At 59.7% G+C, this 19,883-nt stretch carries 17 protein-coding genes and 1 other RNA gene; 13 read left to right on the top strand and 5 right to left on the bottom strand.

Annotated elements, in window-relative coordinates:
* Nucleotides 1–1,098: a hypothetical protein gene (locus F4V58_RS08835; protein WP_150385773.1), complete on the top strand. Its 1,098-nt coding sequence runs from the start codon at nucleotides 1–3 to the stop codon at nucleotides 1,096–1,098.
* Nucleotides 1,099–1,682: 584 nt separating this feature from the next.
* On the top strand, nucleotides 1,683–1,853 hold the full coding sequence (locus F4V58_RS12555) for a hypothetical protein (protein WP_157105776.1): 171 nt from the start codon (nucleotides 1,683–1,685) through the stop codon (nucleotides 1,851–1,853).
* Here the strand turns inward: F4V58_RS12555 and F4V58_RS08830 are convergent.
* Nucleotides 1,838–3,466 (bottom strand): amidohydrolase, encoded by a 1,629-nt coding sequence (locus tag F4V58_RS08830; protein WP_075735204.1) that lies wholly within the window; start codon nucleotides 3,464–3,466, stop codon nucleotides 1,838–1,840. The two genes, F4V58_RS12555 and F4V58_RS08830, sit on opposite strands and share 16 nt — an antisense overlap.
* Before the next feature lie 89 nt (nucleotides 3,467–3,555).
* Nucleotides 3,556–5,106 (bottom strand): purple acid phosphatase family protein, encoded by a 1,551-nt coding sequence (locus F4V58_RS08825; RefSeq protein ID WP_075735202.1) that lies wholly within the window; start codon nucleotides 5,104–5,106, stop codon nucleotides 3,556–3,558.
* Nucleotides 5,107–5,287: 181 nt separating this feature from the next.
* Between F4V58_RS08825 and F4V58_RS08820 the strand changes: the two genes are divergently transcribed.
* Nucleotides 5,288–6,961, top strand: coding sequence for an alkaline phosphatase D family protein (locus tag F4V58_RS08820; protein WP_075735200.1), 1,674 nt, complete (start codon nucleotides 5,288–5,290; stop codon nucleotides 6,959–6,961).
* 157 nt (nucleotides 6,962–7,118) lie between these two features.
* Entirely contained in the window at nucleotides 7,119–8,270 is a 1,152-nt protein-coding gene (locus F4V58_RS08815) for a S1 family peptidase (protein WP_075735198.1), read from the top strand.
* Nucleotides 8,271–8,377: 107 nt separating this feature from the next.
* Here F4V58_RS08815 and hisN read toward each other — a convergent pair whose 3' ends face one another.
* Complete coding sequence (gene hisN, locus F4V58_RS08810) at nucleotides 8,378–9,196, bottom strand: histidinol-phosphatase (RefSeq protein ID WP_075735196.1); 819 nt, start codon at nucleotides 9,194–9,196, stop codon at nucleotides 8,378–8,380.
* Nucleotides 9,189–10,013, bottom strand: a complete 825-nt coding sequence (locus tag F4V58_RS08805) for an inositol monophosphatase family protein (protein WP_075735194.1) — start codon at nucleotides 10,011–10,013, stop codon at nucleotides 9,189–9,191. Before F4V58_RS08805 ends, hisN begins: the two co-directional genes overlap by 8 nt.
* A 60-nt stretch (nucleotides 10,014–10,073) precedes the next feature.
* Between F4V58_RS08805 and prfB the strand changes: the two genes are divergently transcribed.
* Nucleotides 10,074–11,213, top strand: coding sequence for a peptide chain release factor 2 (gene prfB / locus F4V58_RS08800; RefSeq protein ID WP_075735192.1), 1,140 nt, complete (start codon nucleotides 10,074–10,076; stop codon nucleotides 11,211–11,213).
* Between the two features lie 25 nt (nucleotides 11,214–11,238).
* Here prfB and F4V58_RS08795 read toward each other — a convergent pair whose 3' ends face one another.
* Nucleotides 11,239–12,849, bottom strand: a complete 1,611-nt coding sequence (locus F4V58_RS08795) for an AbgT family transporter (RefSeq protein ID WP_075735190.1) — start codon at nucleotides 12,847–12,849, stop codon at nucleotides 11,239–11,241.
* 99 nt (nucleotides 12,850–12,948) lie between these two features.
* On the opposite strand from F4V58_RS08795, the gene ftsE reads away from it, so the two are divergent.
* From ftsE to F4V58_RS08755, 8 genes are all read left to right on the top strand, one after another.
* A complete protein-coding gene (gene ftsE / locus F4V58_RS08790; RefSeq protein WP_075735188.1) occupies nucleotides 12,949–13,638 on the top strand; it encodes a cell division ATP-binding protein FtsE in 690 nt (229 codons plus the stop codon).
* Nucleotide 13,639: 1 nt separating this feature from the next.
* Complete coding sequence (gene ftsX / locus F4V58_RS08785; protein WP_075735186.1) at nucleotides 13,640–14,542, top strand: permease-like cell division protein FtsX; 903 nt, start codon at nucleotides 13,640–13,642, stop codon at nucleotides 14,540–14,542.
* A 48-nt stretch (nucleotides 14,543–14,590) separates the two neighbouring features.
* Nucleotides 14,591–15,094, top strand: a complete 504-nt coding sequence (gene smpB / locus F4V58_RS08780; RefSeq protein ID WP_075735184.1) for an SsrA-binding protein SmpB — start codon at nucleotides 14,591–14,593, stop codon at nucleotides 15,092–15,094.
* A 113-nt stretch (nucleotides 15,095–15,207) separates the two neighbouring features.
* Nucleotides 15,208–15,586, top strand: a transfer-messenger RNA (tmRNA) gene (ssrA, locus tag F4V58_RS08775).
* A gap of 180 nt (nucleotides 15,587–15,766) precedes the next feature.
* On the top strand, nucleotides 15,767–16,828 hold the full coding sequence (locus tag F4V58_RS08770; RefSeq protein WP_075735182.1) for a siderophore ABC transporter substrate-binding protein: 1,062 nt from the start codon (nucleotides 15,767–15,769) through the stop codon (nucleotides 16,826–16,828).
* A gap of 189 nt (nucleotides 16,829–17,017) precedes the next feature.
* Nucleotides 17,018–17,986 carry an ABC transporter permease gene (locus F4V58_RS08765; RefSeq protein WP_075735180.1) on the top strand — a complete coding sequence of 323 codons (969 nt, stop codon included), beginning with the start codon at nucleotides 17,018–17,020 and terminating at the stop codon, nucleotides 17,984–17,986.
* A gap of 10 nt (nucleotides 17,987–17,996) precedes the next feature.
* The gene (locus F4V58_RS08760) at nucleotides 17,997–18,947 is read left to right on the top strand and encodes an iron chelate uptake ABC transporter family permease subunit (protein WP_084559748.1); all 951 of its coding nucleotides are present in this window, start codon (nucleotides 17,997–17,999) and stop codon (nucleotides 18,945–18,947) included.
* Complete coding sequence (locus tag F4V58_RS08755) at nucleotides 18,944–19,699, top strand: iron ABC transporter ATP-binding protein (protein WP_075735176.1); 756 nt, start codon at nucleotides 18,944–18,946, stop codon at nucleotides 19,697–19,699. The genes F4V58_RS08760 and F4V58_RS08755 overlap by 4 nt, the downstream gene beginning before the upstream one ends.
* Nucleotides 19,700–19,883: the final 184 nt, after the last annotated feature.

Below are 19,883 nucleotides of genomic sequence, written 5' to 3'. Positions count from 1 at the left end.
ATGCTTAACAATTCTGAATCAATGAGCGCCGCTGTCCATAGTTGCTCAGGAATCGTGGGGTATCTTTGTCTTTTGGCGGAGGGGACCGTCGGGACTTTGGACTCTGGCGTATCCAGCATTGCCGGGTTCTCAGAGGCGGGGGATATTCACGGCCGCCTTTTGCGCGCTGATCCGGGGTCAGCGACGGCGGTGGTCGGATCTCTGGCTGATGAAGTGGTGTGGTTTGGCCAGATGTTTACAACGCTGCGGACGATGGTTCATGAACAGGATTTGATGAACGTTATTGGCCTGGACGCAGTTGCCGGGCAGGTTTCCGCAGTGGCGGAGAACCTCCCGTTTGCGGTGGAACCCGAATCCGGAGTGCGGCCGGTGCACTTCCATAAACCTATTGTCCAGGTTGATGGGTCTGACTTCTTGGCAGTTGCGGGTCAAGTCTCAGCTATCGACATCGGGCAGATGACTGCTTCTGTCGATAGCTGGTCGGATCTGTCACAGGCAGCACGGGCGGCGGCCAGTGAGCTTGAGGCAATAATTGGCCAGGTGCAAGCAGAAAATGAGGGTGAGGCGGTGACCGCCGGTGTCAATAGAATTGAGCAAACGGTTGCAGCGGCACGGGTGTTTGCCACAAATGCGGAATCAATGGCGGGGCGGACCGCGGCTTTCGCTGGGTTAACCATCAACGCCAGTATCTTTGCCGCGATGGATGCTTCGGTGATTAGCCAGATTGAGGATCCCGCTGAAAGGAAACTGGCGGAAAAGGCGGCGGCAGCACGGGTGCAGCGCAACTTGCAACAGGCTGTGGACGCCTCCTTGCCCAGCGGCGGGGAGTTAATCTCCGAATTCGGGCTAGGCGCAGGCGGGCAAGATGTGGAAGTCGGGCTGAATGGCCATGCCGGCTACACCCAAGGATTAGATATCGAGGAAGTGACGTGGCCCGAGGCTCTAGTGGAAGCCGCAGCCCAGGGTGAACTGGGGCCGGGGTCGTTTGAGGTAGCTGATGGTCAAATCCGGCCAGTTGCGGGCGTGGGAATGCCGCCCGAGCAGCAAGGGTTGTTTGATCGCGCTGTGCAGGCCAGCCGAGAGCCCACGGTGGTCTAGGAGGCAGTGGTTCGGGTCTGGGTGATTTTGGCACTCATTCGGCAGGGACTGTGCTTGCAAGTCCACCGCCGGGCGTATCAGCCGGTGCCGGCTTAAGCCTTGGTGGTGGGAATGCGGCAACCGCTGGTGGTGTCCCGGGGCTGGTTTCTGGCGCTTCGCCCCGGCCGGGCAGTGGCTGGAGTGCCGGTACTACGGATTACGGGGCAGGAGCAGCCGGCAACGGGCAGGGAGGTAATGGATTCCGCAGCGGGTTCCCGGCCGGTGCGCTGGGTGCTGGACGGCAGGTGGCGGGAAGTAACTTGAATGGACTGGGAAGGGCTGGCTTGGGCACCGGAGCGGTAGGTTCCTCAAGTCGCCTGCCGTCTGGTGGTGTCGGGTCGACGGGAGCAAGTCCAGGAGGCTTTGGCGGCGGCCGCGGCTTGGGTGGTTCCGGTGGCGGGTTGAACGGTGGCGGCAGCGGGACGGGCCGCGGCTTGGGTGGTTCCGGTGGCGGGTTGAATGGTGGAGCCGGAAGCGGTGCAATCAACACGAGTGCAATCAACACCAGTGCTACCAGTAGCGGTTCCGGGTCCTCGGGCAGCGGTATGGCTGGTGGCGCGCGCGGTAATCAGAACAAGAACAAGCGGGGGCAGATTCACGCGGTGACTACCAAGATTGAGGCGGAACCCAACCGCAGGGCGTTGCTGGGGAAGCTGCCACCGGCGGTCCCGGGGGTTATCGGAGCGTGGGTGCGCGAGGATCAGGGCAGGACGTAGGCCAGCTTCCCGCCCAGGAATGTGTGGGTGACGCGGATGTCGCTCAGTTCAGAGGTGGGCACCTCGTGGGGGTTGCGGTCCAACACCGCGAAGTCCGCGAGCTGCCCGGGCCGGATTTGCCCCTTGCGGCCGGCCCAGCCGGTGGCGGCGGCAGAGCCCGCTGTAAAGGCGTAGAGCGCCTGCGCCACGGTGAGTTTGTCGTGGTCTTCCCCGAAGGGGGCACCCGTTGCTGTGCGGCGTTCCACGAAGGATTGGATGCCCTTGAGCGGATGCCCGTCCACCACGGGGCGGTCGGAGGAACCGGGGAGCGTCAGCCCGGCCGCCAGGAGCCGGCCGCCGGGGTAGGACAGCAGCGAGCGCGCGGAGCCCAGGACTTCCGCTACCGGGTCGCCTAGCTCAAAAATGTAGCGCGGTTGCGGGCACACCACTACGCCGGCAGCGGCCAGGCGGGGCAGCTGGTCGGCGCGCAGCACGCTGCCGTGCTCTAGGCGGTGGGGCATAACCGGGTGGCCAAAGCGCGCGTTGGCTTCTTCGATGATGTCTAGGCCTAGGTCAATGGCGGCATCGCCAATCGTGTGCATGGCTAGCGTCCACCCGCCGGCCACGGCGCCTAGTGCTTTGTCCCGCATGTCATCGGCATCTTCCTGGAAGTACCCGCCGTGTTCGCAGTGGCAGTAGGGCTGCGTCATGGCGGCGGTGCGCCCCAGCATGGAGCCGTCAATGAACATTTTCACCGGGCCTAGTTGGAGCCTGTCATCACCAAGTCCGGTGCGAAGCCCGGCATCCAGGGTGTAAACCTCCGGGTCCTGGGCGTGCCCGGGCACGGTGTGCAGGGCGTCCATGGTGACCATGGCTTGGACCCGGGTGTGGAGCTTGCCCAGTTGCAAAGCTGCTTGGTAGTCACCGAATTCGCGTGGGGAGTGGCCAATCCAGCCGCCGGCCACACCGGCGTCGGTGACGGAGGTTATGCCCTCGGCCAGGTAGCGGCCGGTGGCGCGGTGTAGGGCGTCCACGATATCGTCGCGGGATTCCGGCAGGAGTACGTCTTGGATGAGCCGCATGGCGTTTTCATCCAGCAAGCCGGTGGCGTAGCCGTCCGCGTCCACGTTAATTCGGCCGCCCTCGACCTCGGGGGGAGCGAAGGGGTCAATTCCTGCTAGGCGTAGTGCGTTGGAGTTGACTGTGTAGGAGTGTCCCGTGTTGTGCTTGATGAGCAGCGGGTGCCCGGCCGTGGCCGCGTCTAGTCCGGCCAGGGTGGGGCGCGCGGTTCCAAAGCCTGCTTGGTGGTAGCCGGAGGCGATAACCCAGGCCCCGGGGTTATCCGGCAGGTGCGCGGACAAGAGCGCGTAGACCTCTTCCGCGCTGCCGATGCCACTTAAATCTATCTCCCGCAGCGTCTGACCGAACCACACTGAGTGGGTGTGCACGTCATTAAATCCTGGAACCAGGGTCGCGCCGCGCAGATCGATTACTTCAGTGCGGGGATCTTTTAGTGCTTGCGCTTGGTCATCGAGGGCCACAATCTTGCCTTGCCACACCCCCACGCTGTGCGCGGTGGGGCGGGTTGAATCCTGGGTCAAGATGGCGGCGTTGGTGATAAGCGCGTCGAGCATGGGGTGGGTGATTCCTTCCGCTAGCCAGCGCCTGTGGGCGCTGAAGAAATTTAGGGGCTAGGGAAACAATAGACCCTGCGGCGGCATTTTTATGGCAGGAACTTCCTCACGCCGGGCAGGTTGGTGGCCAGCGGCCCTAGTAGCGCGCCGGCTCCTCCTAGAAGCGCTAGGACGGCCAGGATGATTCCGATCACGGCGCCTGCTGAGGATTGCTGGTCTTCGCTGGTTGTGGAGCCGCTGCCGGGGTTGTCGGCGTCGGGGTTGTTGGCACCGGGGTTGCTGGCGCCGGGCGTGGTGCCGCCGGGGTTCGAGGAGGCGTCGCGGTTGCGCAGCGTGACCTTGTCCACCACGTTCGGGTCATTGGCGTTGTAGGTGGTAAAGGTCAGGGCCTGCTCGGTTACTTCCACTATCATGTAGTCCTCGGTGTAGTCCTGGCGCCACACGGCGGTGGAGTCGTGCTCAAGGGACTTGTCTATGTTTTCAAACCGCGCGTCTGGGTGCTTGACGTTGTTGCGGTCGGTGAAATCGTAGTATTTGCCGCCGCCGGCCGTGGTGGTGGTGATGTATAGGACCTCCCCGTCGCTGGGGTTTAAGACGTCGCCGCGGGCGGGGTCCCGCGCGGGTTCTACCGGGGTGGTTCCGTTCATCAGGTGGCTGCGGGTATAGATGTGGTCATGTCCAGATAGCACTGCGTCTATGTTCATCTGGCTGATGAAAGGGGAGAGCTCTGCGCGCAGGCGCTGCACACCGGCGTCAAAGTGGTGGCTGCCCTGGGAGTAGAAGGAGTGGTGCATCCCGAGGATTATCCAGTCGTTGTGGGCACCGCGTTCGTCTATGGTGGCTTGGATGAATTGCTTGTGGCGCTCGATGTCAGCGGCGGAATCACGGTTGCTGTCAATCTCTATGAATAGGATGTTGTTGCGTTCAAAGTAGTAGTCGCGGATATCCGCGGCCTGGTGGGGGTTGATGAAGTGTTCGTCGTAGTCACCAAGCGCCAGCTGGGACGGGTAGTACTCGTGGTTGCCCACCAACGCGTTGGTGGGGATGTGCCGGATTTCCGGGGCGGCAAAAAAGGCGTCATACTGGGCCTCTAGCAAACCCCAGCCCTCCACTTGGTCCCCTAGGGACCAGATGAGGCTGGCGTCGGGGTCCTCGGCTACCGCGGTGGCTATCGTGTTTTGCCAGGCGTCGCGCTGCGCGTTAATCAGGCCCCCTACACCTACCTGGGGATCTGCGACGGCAATGAAGGACCAATCATCGCCAAAGCTGCCGGTGGTGAATGTCTCTGTTGCGGACCACCCAGCGTCCGGGGAGCCCACCCGGTAGGAGTAGGTAGTATTTTCCGCCAGGCCGGTGGCGGTGGCAAAGTTGGATTTGTAGAAAACCGCGCCGGCGTCGCGTTCTGCGGCGGGGAAGGTCATAAGCGCACCGGTCGGGGAGGTTAACTCCAGTACCTCTTTGGCACCCAGCGCGCGCGTGCGCCAGCTGACTATTACCTGGGACTCTTGCGCGCCGGGCTGCAGGATGGTCCGGTAGATAGGGGTGGTGGCGGCTACCGCCGGAGCCTGAATTGTTGGTGTTCCTACCGCACATGCGGCGAACACGGTCAAGGGGAGCAGGGCGCGGGACATAAAGTTCATGGTGTGGTCCTAGGCAGTCGAAAGTGATGAGAGTGGGGGCATTCCGGCCGTATGGCGTGCATAAGAAGTTGACCACAACGCGGTGAACAATGAGTGAAGTTTACTGAAAGAGTTTCTTACTTTTATGATTTTGTGCGGAAATTACTGGTGAGAGTCGCGGGGCTGGAATAAGTTATCTGGTGTGAAAAATACTTCTTCCCGCAGAAATGTCCTCCGCCTGGGCGCAGCCACAGCTGGCGGGGCCGCCCTTGCCGCCAGTGGTATCTCCCTGGCCCACAACGGCCAACAGCGCCTCAGTCCGTTGGAAGCCTATAACCAGTCAACCGGGGCGGAATTGCCTTTCTTGCATGGGGTGGCATCGGGAGATCCGCTGCCCACGTCGGTGGTTTTGTGGACGCGGGTGACCCCGGAGCGGGACGCGCTGCCGGGCTCCGGTTTGGGCGAAGACATAGAGCTGGAGTGGGAGGTCTCTCAAGATCCGGAGTTTCGCTCGCTGGTATCCACCGGAACGGTGACAGCCAGCGCGCGTGAGGACCACACCGTGCACGTTGACCCATTTGGTCTAGAACCTGGGGAGGTGTATTTCTACCGCTTCCGGACCTTAAATGGGGCGCTGGCCGGGGCGGTGTCGCCGGTGGGCCGGACCAAGACGGCGCCGGCTTTTGATGCGGACGTGCGCGCTCTTTCATTCGCCATAGCCTCGTGCGCCAACTACGAATCCGGCTACTTCTGCGCCTACCTGGACATGGCCCAGCGCGCGCAGGCGGGAGACATAGACTTGGTGGTGTTTTTAGGAGACTACATCTATGAGTACGCCAGCGGGGAATACGCGGGAAAGTCCGGGATAGCGCGGCCGCACCATCCATCCTGGGAAATCGTGACTTTGGAGGACTACCGGATCCGCTACGGGCGCTACCGCACGGACTCACACCTGCAGGCTGCACACGCCGCCGCACCGTGGGTGGTGACCTGGGATGACCATGAATCCGCCAATGACTCCTGGCGCGCAGGCGCGGAAAACCACACTGACGGAGAGGTGGAGGGCACCTGGCCCAAACGCTACAGCCAGGCGCTGCAAGCGTATCTGGAATGGATGCCGGTCCGTGCGGCCCAGGTATCTGAGCAAGGGCACCTCTACCGTAGTTTCCGCTTTGGGCAGTTGATGGAGCTGACCATGATGGATTTGCGGTCCTACCGGGACGCGCATCTTGGAGGTTCGGAGCGCACCATGATGGGAAGTGAACAATTCCAGTGGGTTTCCAACATTCTTGCCACTACGCCGGCGCGCTGGGCGGTGCTGGGAAACTCCGTGATGATAGGCCCCATGCGTATCCTCACTTTGCCCGGTAATGAAGACGCCAATGCCGCCATAACTGCCATCCGTGCCTCCACCACAGGAAACCCCATCAACCTTGACCAATGGGATGGCTTTGACGCAGACCGCCGGCGGCTGTTGGAGCAGGTGGCCGCCCGGGATGGCAATACCCTGTTTGTTACCGGGGATATCCACTCTGAGTGGGCAAACTCCATCCGCTTGGACGGCAAGGAAGTGGCAGCTGAGGTAGTAACTACCTCCATTAGCGCGCCGAATATTGATGAGATTTTGACCAGCTACACCGGCATCTATCATCCGGAGGACAACAGCACCTCGCTTCTCGTGGAAGACGCTATCCGCGGGGCCAATCCCACCGTCAAGCACTTAGACTATGACGCTCACGGCTACGCCGTGGTGGAAATGGAACCCGATGTGGTGAATTTTTCCTATCTGCGAGTATCTAATGTGGAAGATCCGCAGGCCACCGTGTACGTCGGGGCGGAGAAAACCTGGGTGCCGGGGCGCGGATTTACGCAATAATGCGCAAATTGGTCTAACGGGGGTACCCGTTGTCTGGAGAATTGGTAACGTGTTGGACACACTCACACGCGTCGCACTAATAACAAGTGCCACGCGTGCGAAGATAGTCAGGTTCAATAATTTCGCTCTAGATTTTAAGTAAAGGGATGTATGTTTAATGCTGCGAATACCGCGTCTTCAGAAACCGTCTAAGAAGTTTCTGTTTGGCTCTGCTTTTGTGGGCGCTTTCTTGTTTGCCGCGCCCGCAGCGAGTGCCCAGGAGGCACCGCCCCCTCATCCCGCTGCATTGGTCCAGCAGGTGGCCAGTGACTTGGAAAAAGTAGGAATAGACCTGCCCTCCCACGATGTCCAACGCGCCGAGCAGGCCGTCCAGCAGCTGCAGGCGGCGGTGGATGACGGGGTAGCGCAGGCTATCAATTCCATTGATTCCGCCTTGCCGGAACCGGCACGCCAGGATTTTGCCACCGTGGTGGCCCAGGCGGGCCTCCCCCCGGCCGGCGGACGTGGCGGGGTGGTGCAGCAGCTGGAAAGGCTCACCCAATCAGGGCCTGCGCCGCTGTTGGTGGACCCCAATTACGTGTGGAAAAACGACGGCTTTAGCAAGCTGGCAGCCATGAAACCCAACGCCGATTTCGTCCTGCGCCGCGTTCCCGGGTCTTACTTTGACGCCCCCCGCACGCCGGAGGAATCCCATGAGGCTATGGCACGCGAGCACTCGCTGTACGGCCCCGGGACACCGCTGTTCGTAGGCGGGGACATGATGTGCACACTAACTGCTGCGGGAACTGACTCCGCTGGGCGCAAGGTTGGACTTACCGCCGGGCATTGTGGTGATGTTGGCGCTGAGGTAGTCTCTGCTGACTCCTGGCCCATTGGCCCCTCGGGCAAGGTCGTGGCGCGCAACACCAAGCTCGATTATGCCGTCATTGAATTCGATGACAAAGCGGAGATCTCCAACGAGTACGACGGAGTCCGGGCATGGAAGCTGGGCGGTGGCATCAAGCCGGGCGATTACACCTGCAAGCGCGGCGTGGCCACTGGCACCACCTGCGGCGTGGTCTTTATCCACGAGCGCACGGCTCACCTCAACCATGTGTGCGCAATGGCAGGGGATTCCGGAGCGCCGCTGTTTAAAGACGGCCGTGTTGTGGGTGCCGTAACCGGCGGCCTGGGGAACCTGCCATGCCGCACCCCGTGGCAGGGCATACTGCATTCTCCAACCGAGGCCAACAACATGGACACCGTCCTCGCGGATCTTAACCGCCGTGGCGGTCCGGGTGCCGGGTTCACACTCGCTGGGTCACGCTAAGCCCAACGCTTACTCCGCCCTACAAGGCGGAAATCACTGCAAAAGCGCGCAACTTCCGAAGATTGTTGGAGGTTGCGCGCTTTTTAACGCTGTGCGTGCGCCGGTGCCTAGGTGGGGACCTCAGTCTGGCGGACTGCGGTGGCGGGAGAATTAAAGTATCCCAGGACGGCGTCTTGTAAGCGGCCGTTGGTGGCTACGGCCGAACCCCCATCTGGGGTGTTTTCTCCGTCAAGGCTGGTGAACTGGCCGCCGGCTTCTGTGACCAGCAGGTAGGGGGCGGCTAGGTCCCACAGGGAGACCTCGGGCTCAAGTGCTACGTCTACCGCGCCCTCTGCCAGGAGGCAGTAATTCCAGAAATCGCCGAAGCCACGCAGGCGCCAGGCGCTGTCGGTAAGCTCCAAGAATTCTTTGCGGAGCCCGCGTTCTTTCCACCCCTCGAGGGAAGACATGGCAATAGAGGCTTCCTCAATGGTTTCCACCTGGGAGACGCGCAGGCGGCGGGGTTCGCCCCCAAAGAGCCGGAAAGCCCCGGAGTTCTTGCAGGCAAACCAGCGCCGGCGCATGGCAGGGGCGGAGATGACGGCAACGATGGGCTCGCCGTCCTCTAACAGGGCAATCAACGTTGCCCACACCGGCACGCCGCGTACAAAGTTCTTGGTCCCGTCAATGGGGTCTATAACCCACTGGCGGCCTTCCGGGGTGGCGTCACCGCCAAATTCTTCGCCTAAAATGGTGTCTTTTGGCCGTGCCTTAGCCAGCTCCTCGCGGAGCATTTTCTCACAGGCTAAGTCCGCGTCCGTGACCGGAGTCATGTCCACTTTGGATTTAACCGAGAGATCTGTGGCCTCAAAGCGGCTCATAGTCAGTTGGTCGGACATTCCCGCCAGTTCCAGCGCTAAGCCTAAGTCTTCTTTGTACTTACCCATTGAATTTCTCCTTAATGTGGGCCACAGCGTCAGCGTTACCGGCAATGCACCATTCAACGCCGCCTTTTTCTAGCTTAGCCGTCATTCCGCCAGCGGCCTCAACCAGGGCTTTGCCCGGAAGCCAGTCCCAGTCCGCCACCGAGTGTTGCATCCACGCCCCCCAGGTGCCGTCTGCTACTCCGGAGAGGTCAACCGACCCTGCGCCAAGCATGCGCACGGTGGCAAATTCTTCCGCCACACTTTGCCATACGCTGCGGATGTTTGGGTTCGCCAGGGAGGTGGGGTGCAGGTAGGTAGATAGGCATAGCTCATCCGCGCCCCCGGATTGCACGCGCACGGGCTGGCCATCGCGAGTGGTGGGGAAGTCTTTCCCACCGAACCAGGTATAGCCCATGGCCGGCCGGTGGACGGCACCAAGGGTGACACCGGTGGCATCGGAAAGGGAGAGCGCGCTGCACCAGTAATCGGAACCCGAGGCAAAGTTGTAAGTCCCATCCACCGGGTCGATGTGCCACACGCGGCCGGATTCACTGGGGCGGGAAGCCCCTTCTTCCCCCACAATCCCGTCTTGGGCGCGCAGCGCTTCTAGGACGCTGGAGACAAACAACTCCGCCGCGCGGTCGGCGTCGGTAACCACGTCAGACACGGAGGTCTTTTGGTCAACGTCTAGGCCCTGTTCGCGCAGGCGCCAGGCCAGGCGGCCGGCGTTATAGACCAGCGCTTGGGCTAGGTGGGCGTCAGTGTCATCCACGTGGGCCACCATGAAGGTCTTGGCCAGTGCGGAAATCATCTCTTCCAAAGAGGGCTTGGTACTCATAACACTAATTGTGGCCCTAAATCTTGGGCAAGGCTAATCGGAGGGCTAGACTTAGGCCCTATGCGCCCTGAGACTCAAGAGACAATTTCACAACTAGACGCCACCCTGACCTCGATTGAGAAGGTCATGGATCCGGCCGCTCTAGCGGAGAAAGTTCGCGAGCTTGAAGACAAGGCCGGGGACCCCAGTTTGTGGGATGATCCTGCCAATGCCCAGAAGGTCACCACCGCATTATCTGCCGCCCAGGCAAAAATCCGTAAACTCGCCGCACTGCGGGGCCGGGTAGAGGATATGCCAGTCATGTATGAGCTGGCGGAGGAAGAAGACGGGGACACCTCCTTGGCGGATGAGGAACTGGCGGAGCTTAAGGCGGCCATTGAGGCGCTGGAGGTTACCACCATGCTCTCCGGGGAATACGATGAGCGCGAGGCCGTGGTGAGCATCCGCTCCGGCGCGGGCGGCGTGGACGCGGCGGACTGGGCGGAGATGCTCATGCGCATGTACACCCGGTGGGCAGAGAAAAAGGGCCTTAAAGTAGAGGTCTATGACGTCTCCTACGCGGAGGAAGCCGGCATTAAGTCCGCGACCTTTGTGGTGCACGGGGAATATATGTACGGCCAGCTTTCCGTGGAGCAGGGGGCTCACCGGCTGGTGCGCATTTCCCCCTTTGATAACCAGGCGCGCCGCCAGACGTCCTTCGCGGAGGTGGAGGTGCTACCGGTGGTGGAGCAAACAGACTCCATTGATATCCCGGACTCTGAGGTGCGCGTGGATGTCTACCGTTCCTCCGGACCGGGCGGGCAGTCGGTGAATACCACCGACTCCGCGGTGCGCCTAACCCACGTGCCCACCGGCATTGTGGTGACTTGTCAGAATGAGAAATCGCAGATTCAGAACAAGGCCTCTGCCATGCGGGTGCTGCAGGCTAAACTGCTGGAGCGAAAGCGCCAAGAAGAGCGCGCGGAGATGGACGCTTTGGGCGCGGGCGGCAACGCCTCCTGGGGCAACCAGATGCGCAACTACGTCCTGCACCCCTACCAGCTGGTCAAAGATCTGCGCACGGGGCTTGAGGTAGGGGACCCGTCCAAGGTCTTGGACGGGGACTTGGACGCGTTCCTGGAGGCCGGTATCCGCTGGCGTATGCAGGAGCAGTCGGAAGCTGAGGCCGCAGCCACAGCCACAGCCTCAGCCGAGTCCTAAACTCCAGCTACTGGAACTCTAGCTACTAGCCGGCGTAGGTCATGGGCGCGCCGGGGCCCAGCGGGATACCGATGAGGTACCAGATGACAAAGAAGGCAAACCAGCCCACGAGCATGGCCATGGAGTACGGCAGTGCCAGGGACATCAGCGTGCCCACGCCCGCCTTCTTGTAGTAGCGCTGGAGGAAAGTCAGGGCCAGGGCGAAGTATGGGGACATGGGCGTAATGATGTTGGTGGGGGAGTCACCCACACGGAAGAGCATCTGGGCCACCTCGGGTGAGACGTTGACGTACATCATCATGGGCACCACCACGGGGGCCATGAGCGCCCACTGAGCGGAGCCGGAGGTGATGAATAGGTTCAAGGTGGCCACCATGAGCACGAAGCCTAGGAACATCAGCAGCGGCGGCAAGTCCCAGGCCTGAAGGAGCTCAGAGCCTTTAATTGCCGTCCAGATGCCCAGGTTAGACCAGCTAAACCAGGCTAGGAACTGCGCGACCATGAAGAACAACACGATCATGGGCAGCAGGGATTTCAGTCCCGTGGCCATGAAGTCGGGGAAGTCGGAAGACTCGGTGATTGTGCCCACGGTGTAGCCGTAGATAGCGCCCACCAGGAAAAAGCACAGCGCGATGGGCACGGCGATGGCGCGGATAAGCGGGGAGTTCATAAACTCACCCTCCGGACCGGCGAAGGGGGAGCCGGGGATGAAAATCAACGCGAAGAAGGCGGCCAGGAACACCAACATGCCTATGCCGGCGTAGGCCAGCCCCCTGGTTTCGCGGGGGCTAAGCGCTAGGGGGTCTTCCTTGCCGGAGAACTCGTAGTCTTCGGGAAAATCGCTGTGAATTTCATCGTGGAAGGTTAGTTCGGAGGTATCTAGTTCATCGTGGTTAATCAGTTCCCGGGCCTTCTTGGTAACAAAGAGTTCGGTGACGGCGGTGATAATAAGCGCCAGCACGACGGCCGAGGGAATGACAAAGAAAATGTTGGCCAGGGGATTGACCACGTAGTCTTCATCGACGAGCTGCGCGGCGGAGGTGGAGATTCCGGCCAGCAGGAGGTCAGTGATGTTCAAGATCAGTGAGGCGTTGAAACCCGCGGAGCTGGCCGCGAAGGCCACCATGGCGCCCACGATGGGGGAGCGCTTGACCGCATGGAAAGCCATGGCACCCAAGGGGATGAGGATGACGTAGATGGCGTCAGAAGCCACAGAGCCCGTCACACCCGCGAGTGCGACAACAAAGGTCAGCCACTTCGGAGAGACCTTGGCCACCATGGCGCGCACCAGCGCGGATAGCAGCCCGGACTGCTCCGCCACGGCCACGCCCAGCATGACGGCCAGAATGACGCCTAGCGGCGGGAAGGAGGTGAAGTTGCTGACAGCCTCTGTCACCATGCGGGAAAGGCCCTCTGGGGTGAGGAGGTTTTCTACGAAGACTTCCTGGCCGTCTTTGGGGTTGGTGGCGTGCAGCCCAGCCAGAGAGCCTAGCCAGGAGGAGATGGCTACGGCTATGGCCAAAATGACGAACAACCAAAAGGGATTGGGCAGTTTGTTGCCAATTTTTTCGATTGTGCCTAAGAACCCACCCGTGGAACTGGGCGCTTTCTTTTTCTGTTCGGTGGTCGTTGACATAAACCGGTGCTTTCTATCGGGATAAAGATTGTCTTCAAGCACCCTACAGGCACTTCATCCCATAGGCTAGTGTTGCAACAGTTTGCTAGAGTTACGCATGTGATCACATTTGAGAATGTAACTAAGACGTATAAGGGCTCCGGGCGCGCAGCTTTAGGAGATGTCTCTTTTACAATTGGGGACGGGGAATTTGTCTTCCTCATTGGCCCCTCCGGCTCTGGTAAGTCCACGTTCCTGCAGCTACTGGTACGTGAAACCAACCTGACCAGCGGGAATATTCACTTCGATGATTTCCACGTCAACGCCCTCAAAGGCCGGCAGATTAACCGGCTGCGCCAGTCCGTGGGTTACGTATTCCAGGACTTCCGGCTACTGCCCAAACTCAACGTCTACGACAACGTGGCCTTTGCGCTCGAAGTCATTGGCAAGAAGAAGAAATTCATCAACCAGGCGGTACCCGAGGTCCTGGACATGGTGGGGCTGGAATCCAAGGCTCACCGCCTGCCGGCGGAGCTCTCCGGTGGTGAGCAGCAGCGCGTAGCCGTCGCGCGCGCCTTCGTCAACCGCCCCAAACTAGTGCTGGCCGATGAACCCACTGGCAACCTTGATCCCCAAAACTCCCGCGAGATCATGACGTTGCTGACTCAAATCAACCGGCGCGGCAGCACCGTTATTATGTCTACACACAACGCCCGCACCGTCGACGAAATGCGCCAGCGGGTGCTAGAGCTAAACAACGGCAAGCTAGTGCGCGATGAACCGCACGGGACCTACGGGGAGGCCATCTAACATGAGACTCGGATATATCCTCAGGGAAGCCCTGCGCGGGTTGGGGCGCAACCTCACTATGACCATTGCGCTGGTGATTACCACTGCGATTTCAGTCGGGTTGTTGGTCACCGGCGTACTAGTTACCCAAATGACCGCTGAGACTAAGGACATCTACCTGGAAAAGGTGGAGGTCATGGTGCAGCTCAGCGAAGAGATTTCCGCAACGGACACCTCCTGTATCAACGGCCCTTGCGCGCAGTTGCGCGAGAAGTTGGAAAAAGACCCCGGCGTGGAAGAGGTTAATTTCCGCAACCAGCAGCAGTCCTATGAGCGCTTTGTGGAGGTATTTAAAGAAAGTGATCCACTTCTGGTGGAAGAAACCTCTGCCGATGCCATCCCGGCGGCGCTGCACGTCCGGCTAGTTGACCCCACGGACTCGCGCGCTATCGACAAGATTGCCGATGACCCGGCGGTGGACACCATCGTTGACCAGGGCGATGAGGTGCGCGCGGCGACGTCCAACCTGGACTCCATCCGCAACGCCACGTTTATTTTGGCGCTCATCCAGGCGCTGGCCGCAGTATTCCTCATCGCGAACATGGTGCAGATTGCTGCCTATAACCGCTCCACGGAGATGTCCATCATGCGCATGGTGGGTGCCACCCGGTGGTTTACCAGCGCCCCCTTTGTGGTGGAAGCGGTGCTGGCGGTATGTGCCGGCGTGGTGGCCGCGGGTATCGGCGTGTTTGTGGGCAAAGAGACGGTAGTGGACCCGGCGCTGGCGGAGCTCTACGCCTCCCAGCTGCTGGCACCGGCCCGAGCCGAATATATCTGGACATCACTGCCAATCATTGGCCTGGTGGCCTCCGCCTTCGCCGGGGTAGTGGCGCTAGTGACTCTGCGGGGCTACGTGCGTAAGTAGCCACCCGCTTTGGCCTGCGCCCGGCGGGGGCAGTAGACTAGTGCGATTATGGCGAAGAAGGCAAAGAAGAAAAAAGGTGCCGTGGACAACAACTCCACCCTGGCTACCAACCGGCGTGCCCGCCACGACTTCAAAATCCTGGAGACTCTGGAGTGTGGCATGGTTTTGGTGGGTACCGAAATCAAATCCATGCGCGAAGGCAAAGTCTCTTTGGTAGACGCCTTTGCCACCATTGATAACAACGAGGTGTACCTGCGCAACCTCCACATTCCGGAATATTCCCACGGCAGCTGGACCAACCACTCGCCCAAGCGCACCCGCAAACTGCTGCTGCACCGCCGCGAAATTGACAAGCTTTTAGGCCAAGTCCGCGACGGCAACAAGACGCTCATTCCCTTGCGCATCTACCTCAAAGACGGCCGCGCCAAGTGCGAGCTGGGTCTGGCCCAGGGCAAGCAAGACTATGACAAGCGCGAGGACATCAAGCGCCGCGACCAGAACCGGGAAATTACCCGCGAGCTGGGCCGCCGCGTCAAGGGTATTAACGCCTAAAAACCTCTTCTGCCCCTTGCTGGAATACAACTTGCCCCTTGCGGGAATACAGCGCCGTGTACTAGTGTTGTACGAACTGTAGGGAAAGCACATACCCGCCCTACAAGTGACATGGGGTTGACATGGTTTCGACTTCGTACACTACGCCAGGGGAAGCGTGCCGGTGCAGGCTAGAGACCACCGTAAGCGTCGTAGCAACCAATAAACGCAGAGAAAAACTCTCAGCGTGACTTCGCCCTCGCTGCCTAATTACAGCGACGCGAGTCTGTCAGCCCGGGTTTAGTTCCTGACCCGGTTCCTGGCATCGACTAAGGAACTTGCTCTTGCAGCTTGCCGTTTGGCTGCAAGGGGACTTTCAAAGCGGCTGGGCCCATCATCCGGAGCGTGTTTGCCCGAGCCGGAGGGCCAAGCAGAGATCGTGTGCAGACTGCGCACGGAGAAGCCCTGGCAAGGTGGCGAAGGACCCGGGTTCAATTCCCGGCAGCTCCACCAAATGCAAAATCCCTGGTAAGTATTTACCAGGGATTTTGTTGTATCCCGGCTGGTCCTCGATTTCAAGCGATCGTGGAAACAGGGGTGAAGGTTAAACTTTGAAATTCCCCTTGAACATCGGACATTCCTTAGTTAGGCTAGGCTATGGTAATACTTTCGTATGATTATAGGAGTTTCTACATGGCTTTGAATTTCCGTCACGCAATGATCGCTTCCGTCACGGCGGCGTCTTTGGTTCTGGCGTCGTGCTCTGCTGCCGATGATGTAGCCGACGACGTTGCCGAGGGTGCCGCAGACGCTACCTCCGCCGTTGCTTCGGTTGCCAAGGACGCTGACTCCGAGGTAGCGGAGGCGCGCGGCGGTTCCATCAAGATCGAGGACAACTACGGCGAGCACGAGCTCGAGGGTCCATTCGAGCGCGTGGCCGTCACCGACAACCGCTCCTTTGAAATCCTGGAGAGCTGGGGCGTGCCTATCGTGGCCGCACCGCTGCGCCTGGTGCCTGACACCCTAAAGGACAAGATCAACGAAGACACCGTTGAGGCAGACCTGGGCTTCCACCGCGAGCCCAACCTGGAGAACCTGGTTGTTGCGGACCCGGACATTGTTATCAACGGCCAGCGTTTCTCCCAGCACCAGGAGGACATGGCAAAGCTAGTAGGCGAGGTCCCAGTGTTGGACTTCGAGCCACGCGATGACAAGCCTTTCGATGAGGAACTCATCCGCCAAACCCAGGCTTTGGGCACTATCTTTGGTCACGAGGATGAGGCAGACAAGCTGGTTGAGGACTTCAAGGCCGCAATGAAGCGCGCTAAGGATGCTTATGACCCTTCGATGACCGTCATGGGTGCTAACACCTCCGGCGGGGAGATTGGCTACATCGCACCGGGGAAGGGCCGCTACTTTGGCCCCTTCTTCGAGTGGCTGGGGCTTACCCCGTCCCTCAAGGTTGAAGACGCGTCCTCCAACCACACCGGTGATGACATCTCTGTGGAGGCCATCGCTGAGTCCAACCCGGACTGGATCTTCATCATGGACCGCGACGGCGCTATTGGACCTAAGGACGGCGTAGCCCACGGTGAGGCACTTGTTGTTGAAAACGCGGCGCTGCAAAACGTCACCGCCGTGCAGAAAGGCCAGGTAGTGGTTGCCCCTACTGACACCTACATCAACGAAAACATCATCACCTACACCGAGACCCTCAACGCCATTGCTGACGCGTTCGAGGCCGCCAAGAAGTAAAAGTGGTGTTGCTCCAGCGCGCCTGAAGTCTTTCGCACGCGAAGGCTCCTAAACCCGCGTTGCAGTGCAATAAAACGCATTAAAGACGTATCAACCGGAAACCGCCCTTGTCAGATGAGGGGGCTGTTTCCGGTTAAACGTACGCGGGGTAGTTATAAGGGGTAGTTACTAGGAATGAGTAGGGAATAGATGAGTGAAACCTCCACCCGGCAGGGCTTGTGGGACTGGAAACTTTTGGTGGGTATCGCCGTGGTGGTGGGCCTGTTGGCAGCCTCCCTGGCCACGGGCGAATATGACATCCTGGGCCAGACGGACGGCCGGGAGATGTTTATGACTACGCGCGTTCCGCGTACCATCGCGTTGGTGTTATCCGGCGCGGCCATGGCCATGGGCGGGCTGGTTATGCAGCTGTTGACCCAGAACAAGTTCGTGGAGCCCACCACCACCGGAACCACGGAGTGGGCGGGGCTGGGCCTGCTGGCCACAATCGCGGTGTTTCCCACGGCCAATATCTTGACCCGCATGGTGGGCGCGGTTGTATTCGCCTTTCTTGGCACCATGATTTTCTTCCTGTTTTTGCGCAAGGTGCAACTGCGCTCCAGCCTGATTGTGCCCATCATCGGCATCATGCTGGGGGCTGTGGTCTCCGCAATCTCCAGCTTCTTCGCGCTGACCATGCAGATGCTCCAGCAGCTGGGAATCTGGTTTATGGGGTCTTTCACCTCTGTCTACGCCGGGCAGTACGAGGTTTTATGGCTCATTCCTTTTGTGCTCGCGGCGGTGTTTTACTTTGCCGATAAGCTCACGGTGGTGGGCTTGGGCCAGGACGTGGCTACCAATGTGGGGATTGACTACAACCGCCTGCTTCTCATTGGTACGGGACTAATTGCTGTGGCCACGGGCGTGGTGACGGTGGTGGTGGGGGCCTTGCCGTTTATCGGTCTGATTGTTCCTAATGCGGTGTCGCTTATTCGCGGTGATGATTTGCGTTCCAACCTGCCGTGGGTGTGCATCTTGGGTATTGGCATCGTCACGCTCTGTGACTTGGTGGGCCGCACTATCATCGCGCCGTTTGAGATGCCCGTGGCCGTTATCTTAGGCCTAGTAGGCGCGGTGGTGTTTATCATCATGATCGTGAGGTCTACTCGTGGCAAGTAGGAAATATTGGATGACGCTCACTGCGGTGTGGGCGCTGGCTGCACTGGCGGCCTTTGGTTTGCTGGCTTATGCCAATCCCATGCCCTTTGGTACGGAGAAGTTCTGGTTGATTGCCCAAAGGCGTGCCGATGCCGTGGTGGCCATGGCCGTAGTAGCCGTCGCCCAGGCCATGGCTACTGTGGCATTCCAGACCGTGACCAATAACCGAATTTTGACTCCTTCCATCATGGGCTTTGAATCTTTGTACCGGGTCATCCACACCGCGACCATTTTCTTCCTGGGTGCGGCCGGGCTAACGGCTTCGCGTACTTTGGGAAACTTTCTGCTGCAGATGGCACTGATGGTGGGGCTGTCGTTGCTGCTGTATACCTGGCTGCTTACGGATAACAGCCACAACATGCACGCCATGCTTTTGGTGGGTGTGGTCATTGGCGGCGGCCTGGGCTCATTGACCGCCTTCATGCAGCGCCTGCTTACCCCCAGTGAGTTTGATGTGCTCACGGCCCGGCTTTTTGGCTCCGTCAACAACGCGGAGACGGACTTCTACCCGGTGGCTATTCCGATAGTGGTGGTGGCAACGGCGTTGCTGTTTATCAACGCCCGCCGCATGAACGTCATTGCTCTGGGCCCGGATGTCTCCCGCAACCTGGGCGTTAACCACAAGTTCAATGCCATCTACACCCTCATCCTGGTCTCCATTTTGATGGCCACCTCCACCGCGCTGGTAGGGCCCATGACCTTCTTAGGCTTCCTGGTTGCCACGCTGGCGTACATGGCCACGGATTCCTATGACCACCGCCTGATTTTCCCCATGGCCACAGGAATTGGGTTCCTGGTGCTCACCAGCGCTTACTTCATCCTCCGGCACGTCTTTGACGCCCAAGGCGTGGTGTCAATCATCATTGAGCTGGTGGGTGGCAGCGTATTCCTCCTAGTCATCTTGCGAAAGGGAAGACTGTGATTGAACTAGATAATGTCACTAAGTGTTACTCCGGGGACACCACTATTGGCCCGATTACCACCACCATCCCGGAGGGGGGAATCACCGCGTTGATTGGGCCCAACGGTGCCGGCAAGTCCACCATGATGACTATGATTGGCCGGCTGCTGGGCATGGATTCCGGAACCATTAGGGTTGCTGGTCTTAATGTCCATGACACCAAGAGCAAGGACCTGGCAAAAATCCTGTCCATCCTGCGCCAGGAAAACCACTTTGTTACCAAGCTGACTGTGCGCCAACTGGTGGGCTTTGGCCGGTTCCCCCATACCCAAGGCCGGTTGACTAAGGGGGATGAAGAGATCATTTCCCGCTACATCGACTTCCTCCATCTGGAGGAACTACAGCACCGTTACCTGGATCAGCTCTCCGGCGGGCAGCGTCAACGCGCCTATGTTGCCATGGTTTTAGCGCAAGAGACGGACTACGTGCTTTTGGATGAACCGCTTAACAACCTAGATATTGCACACTCGGTGGTCATGATGCGCCACCTGCAACGCGCCGCTAAAGAATTTGGCCGCACCATTATCATCGTCTTGCACGACATCAACTTCGCTGCCCGTTACGCGGACTACGTAGTGGCGTGCAAGGACGGCAAGATCATGGAGCAAGGCCCCGTCGAAGAAATTATGAGGGACGAGGTATTGAGCCCCATCTTCAACACCCCGATCGAAGTCATTGAAGGCCCTAGGGGCTTGATGGCCTGTTATCACTAGCGGGCGGACGTACCGCACCGCCTTTTGCTGATTGTGAAACTAGTCTAAATCCGCCCTCTAGCAGCGCTTTTAAAGTGCTCTGGAGGGCGAATTTGCAACTTCAGTGGCTATGTCCTAAAGTTATTCGAGTCGCCAGCGAGGTAGCCGGAAGGTTACAGGCTAGTGACAACTTCTAGATTGCGAA

This window comes from Corynebacterium phocae (assembly GCF_008693075.1).
Lineage (GTDB): Bacteria > Actinomycetota > Actinomycetes > Mycobacteriales > Mycobacteriaceae > Corynebacterium > Corynebacterium phocae.
The sequence above is the reverse complement of the archived record's forward strand: the minus strand, read 5'-3'. Positions and strand labels throughout refer to the sequence as shown.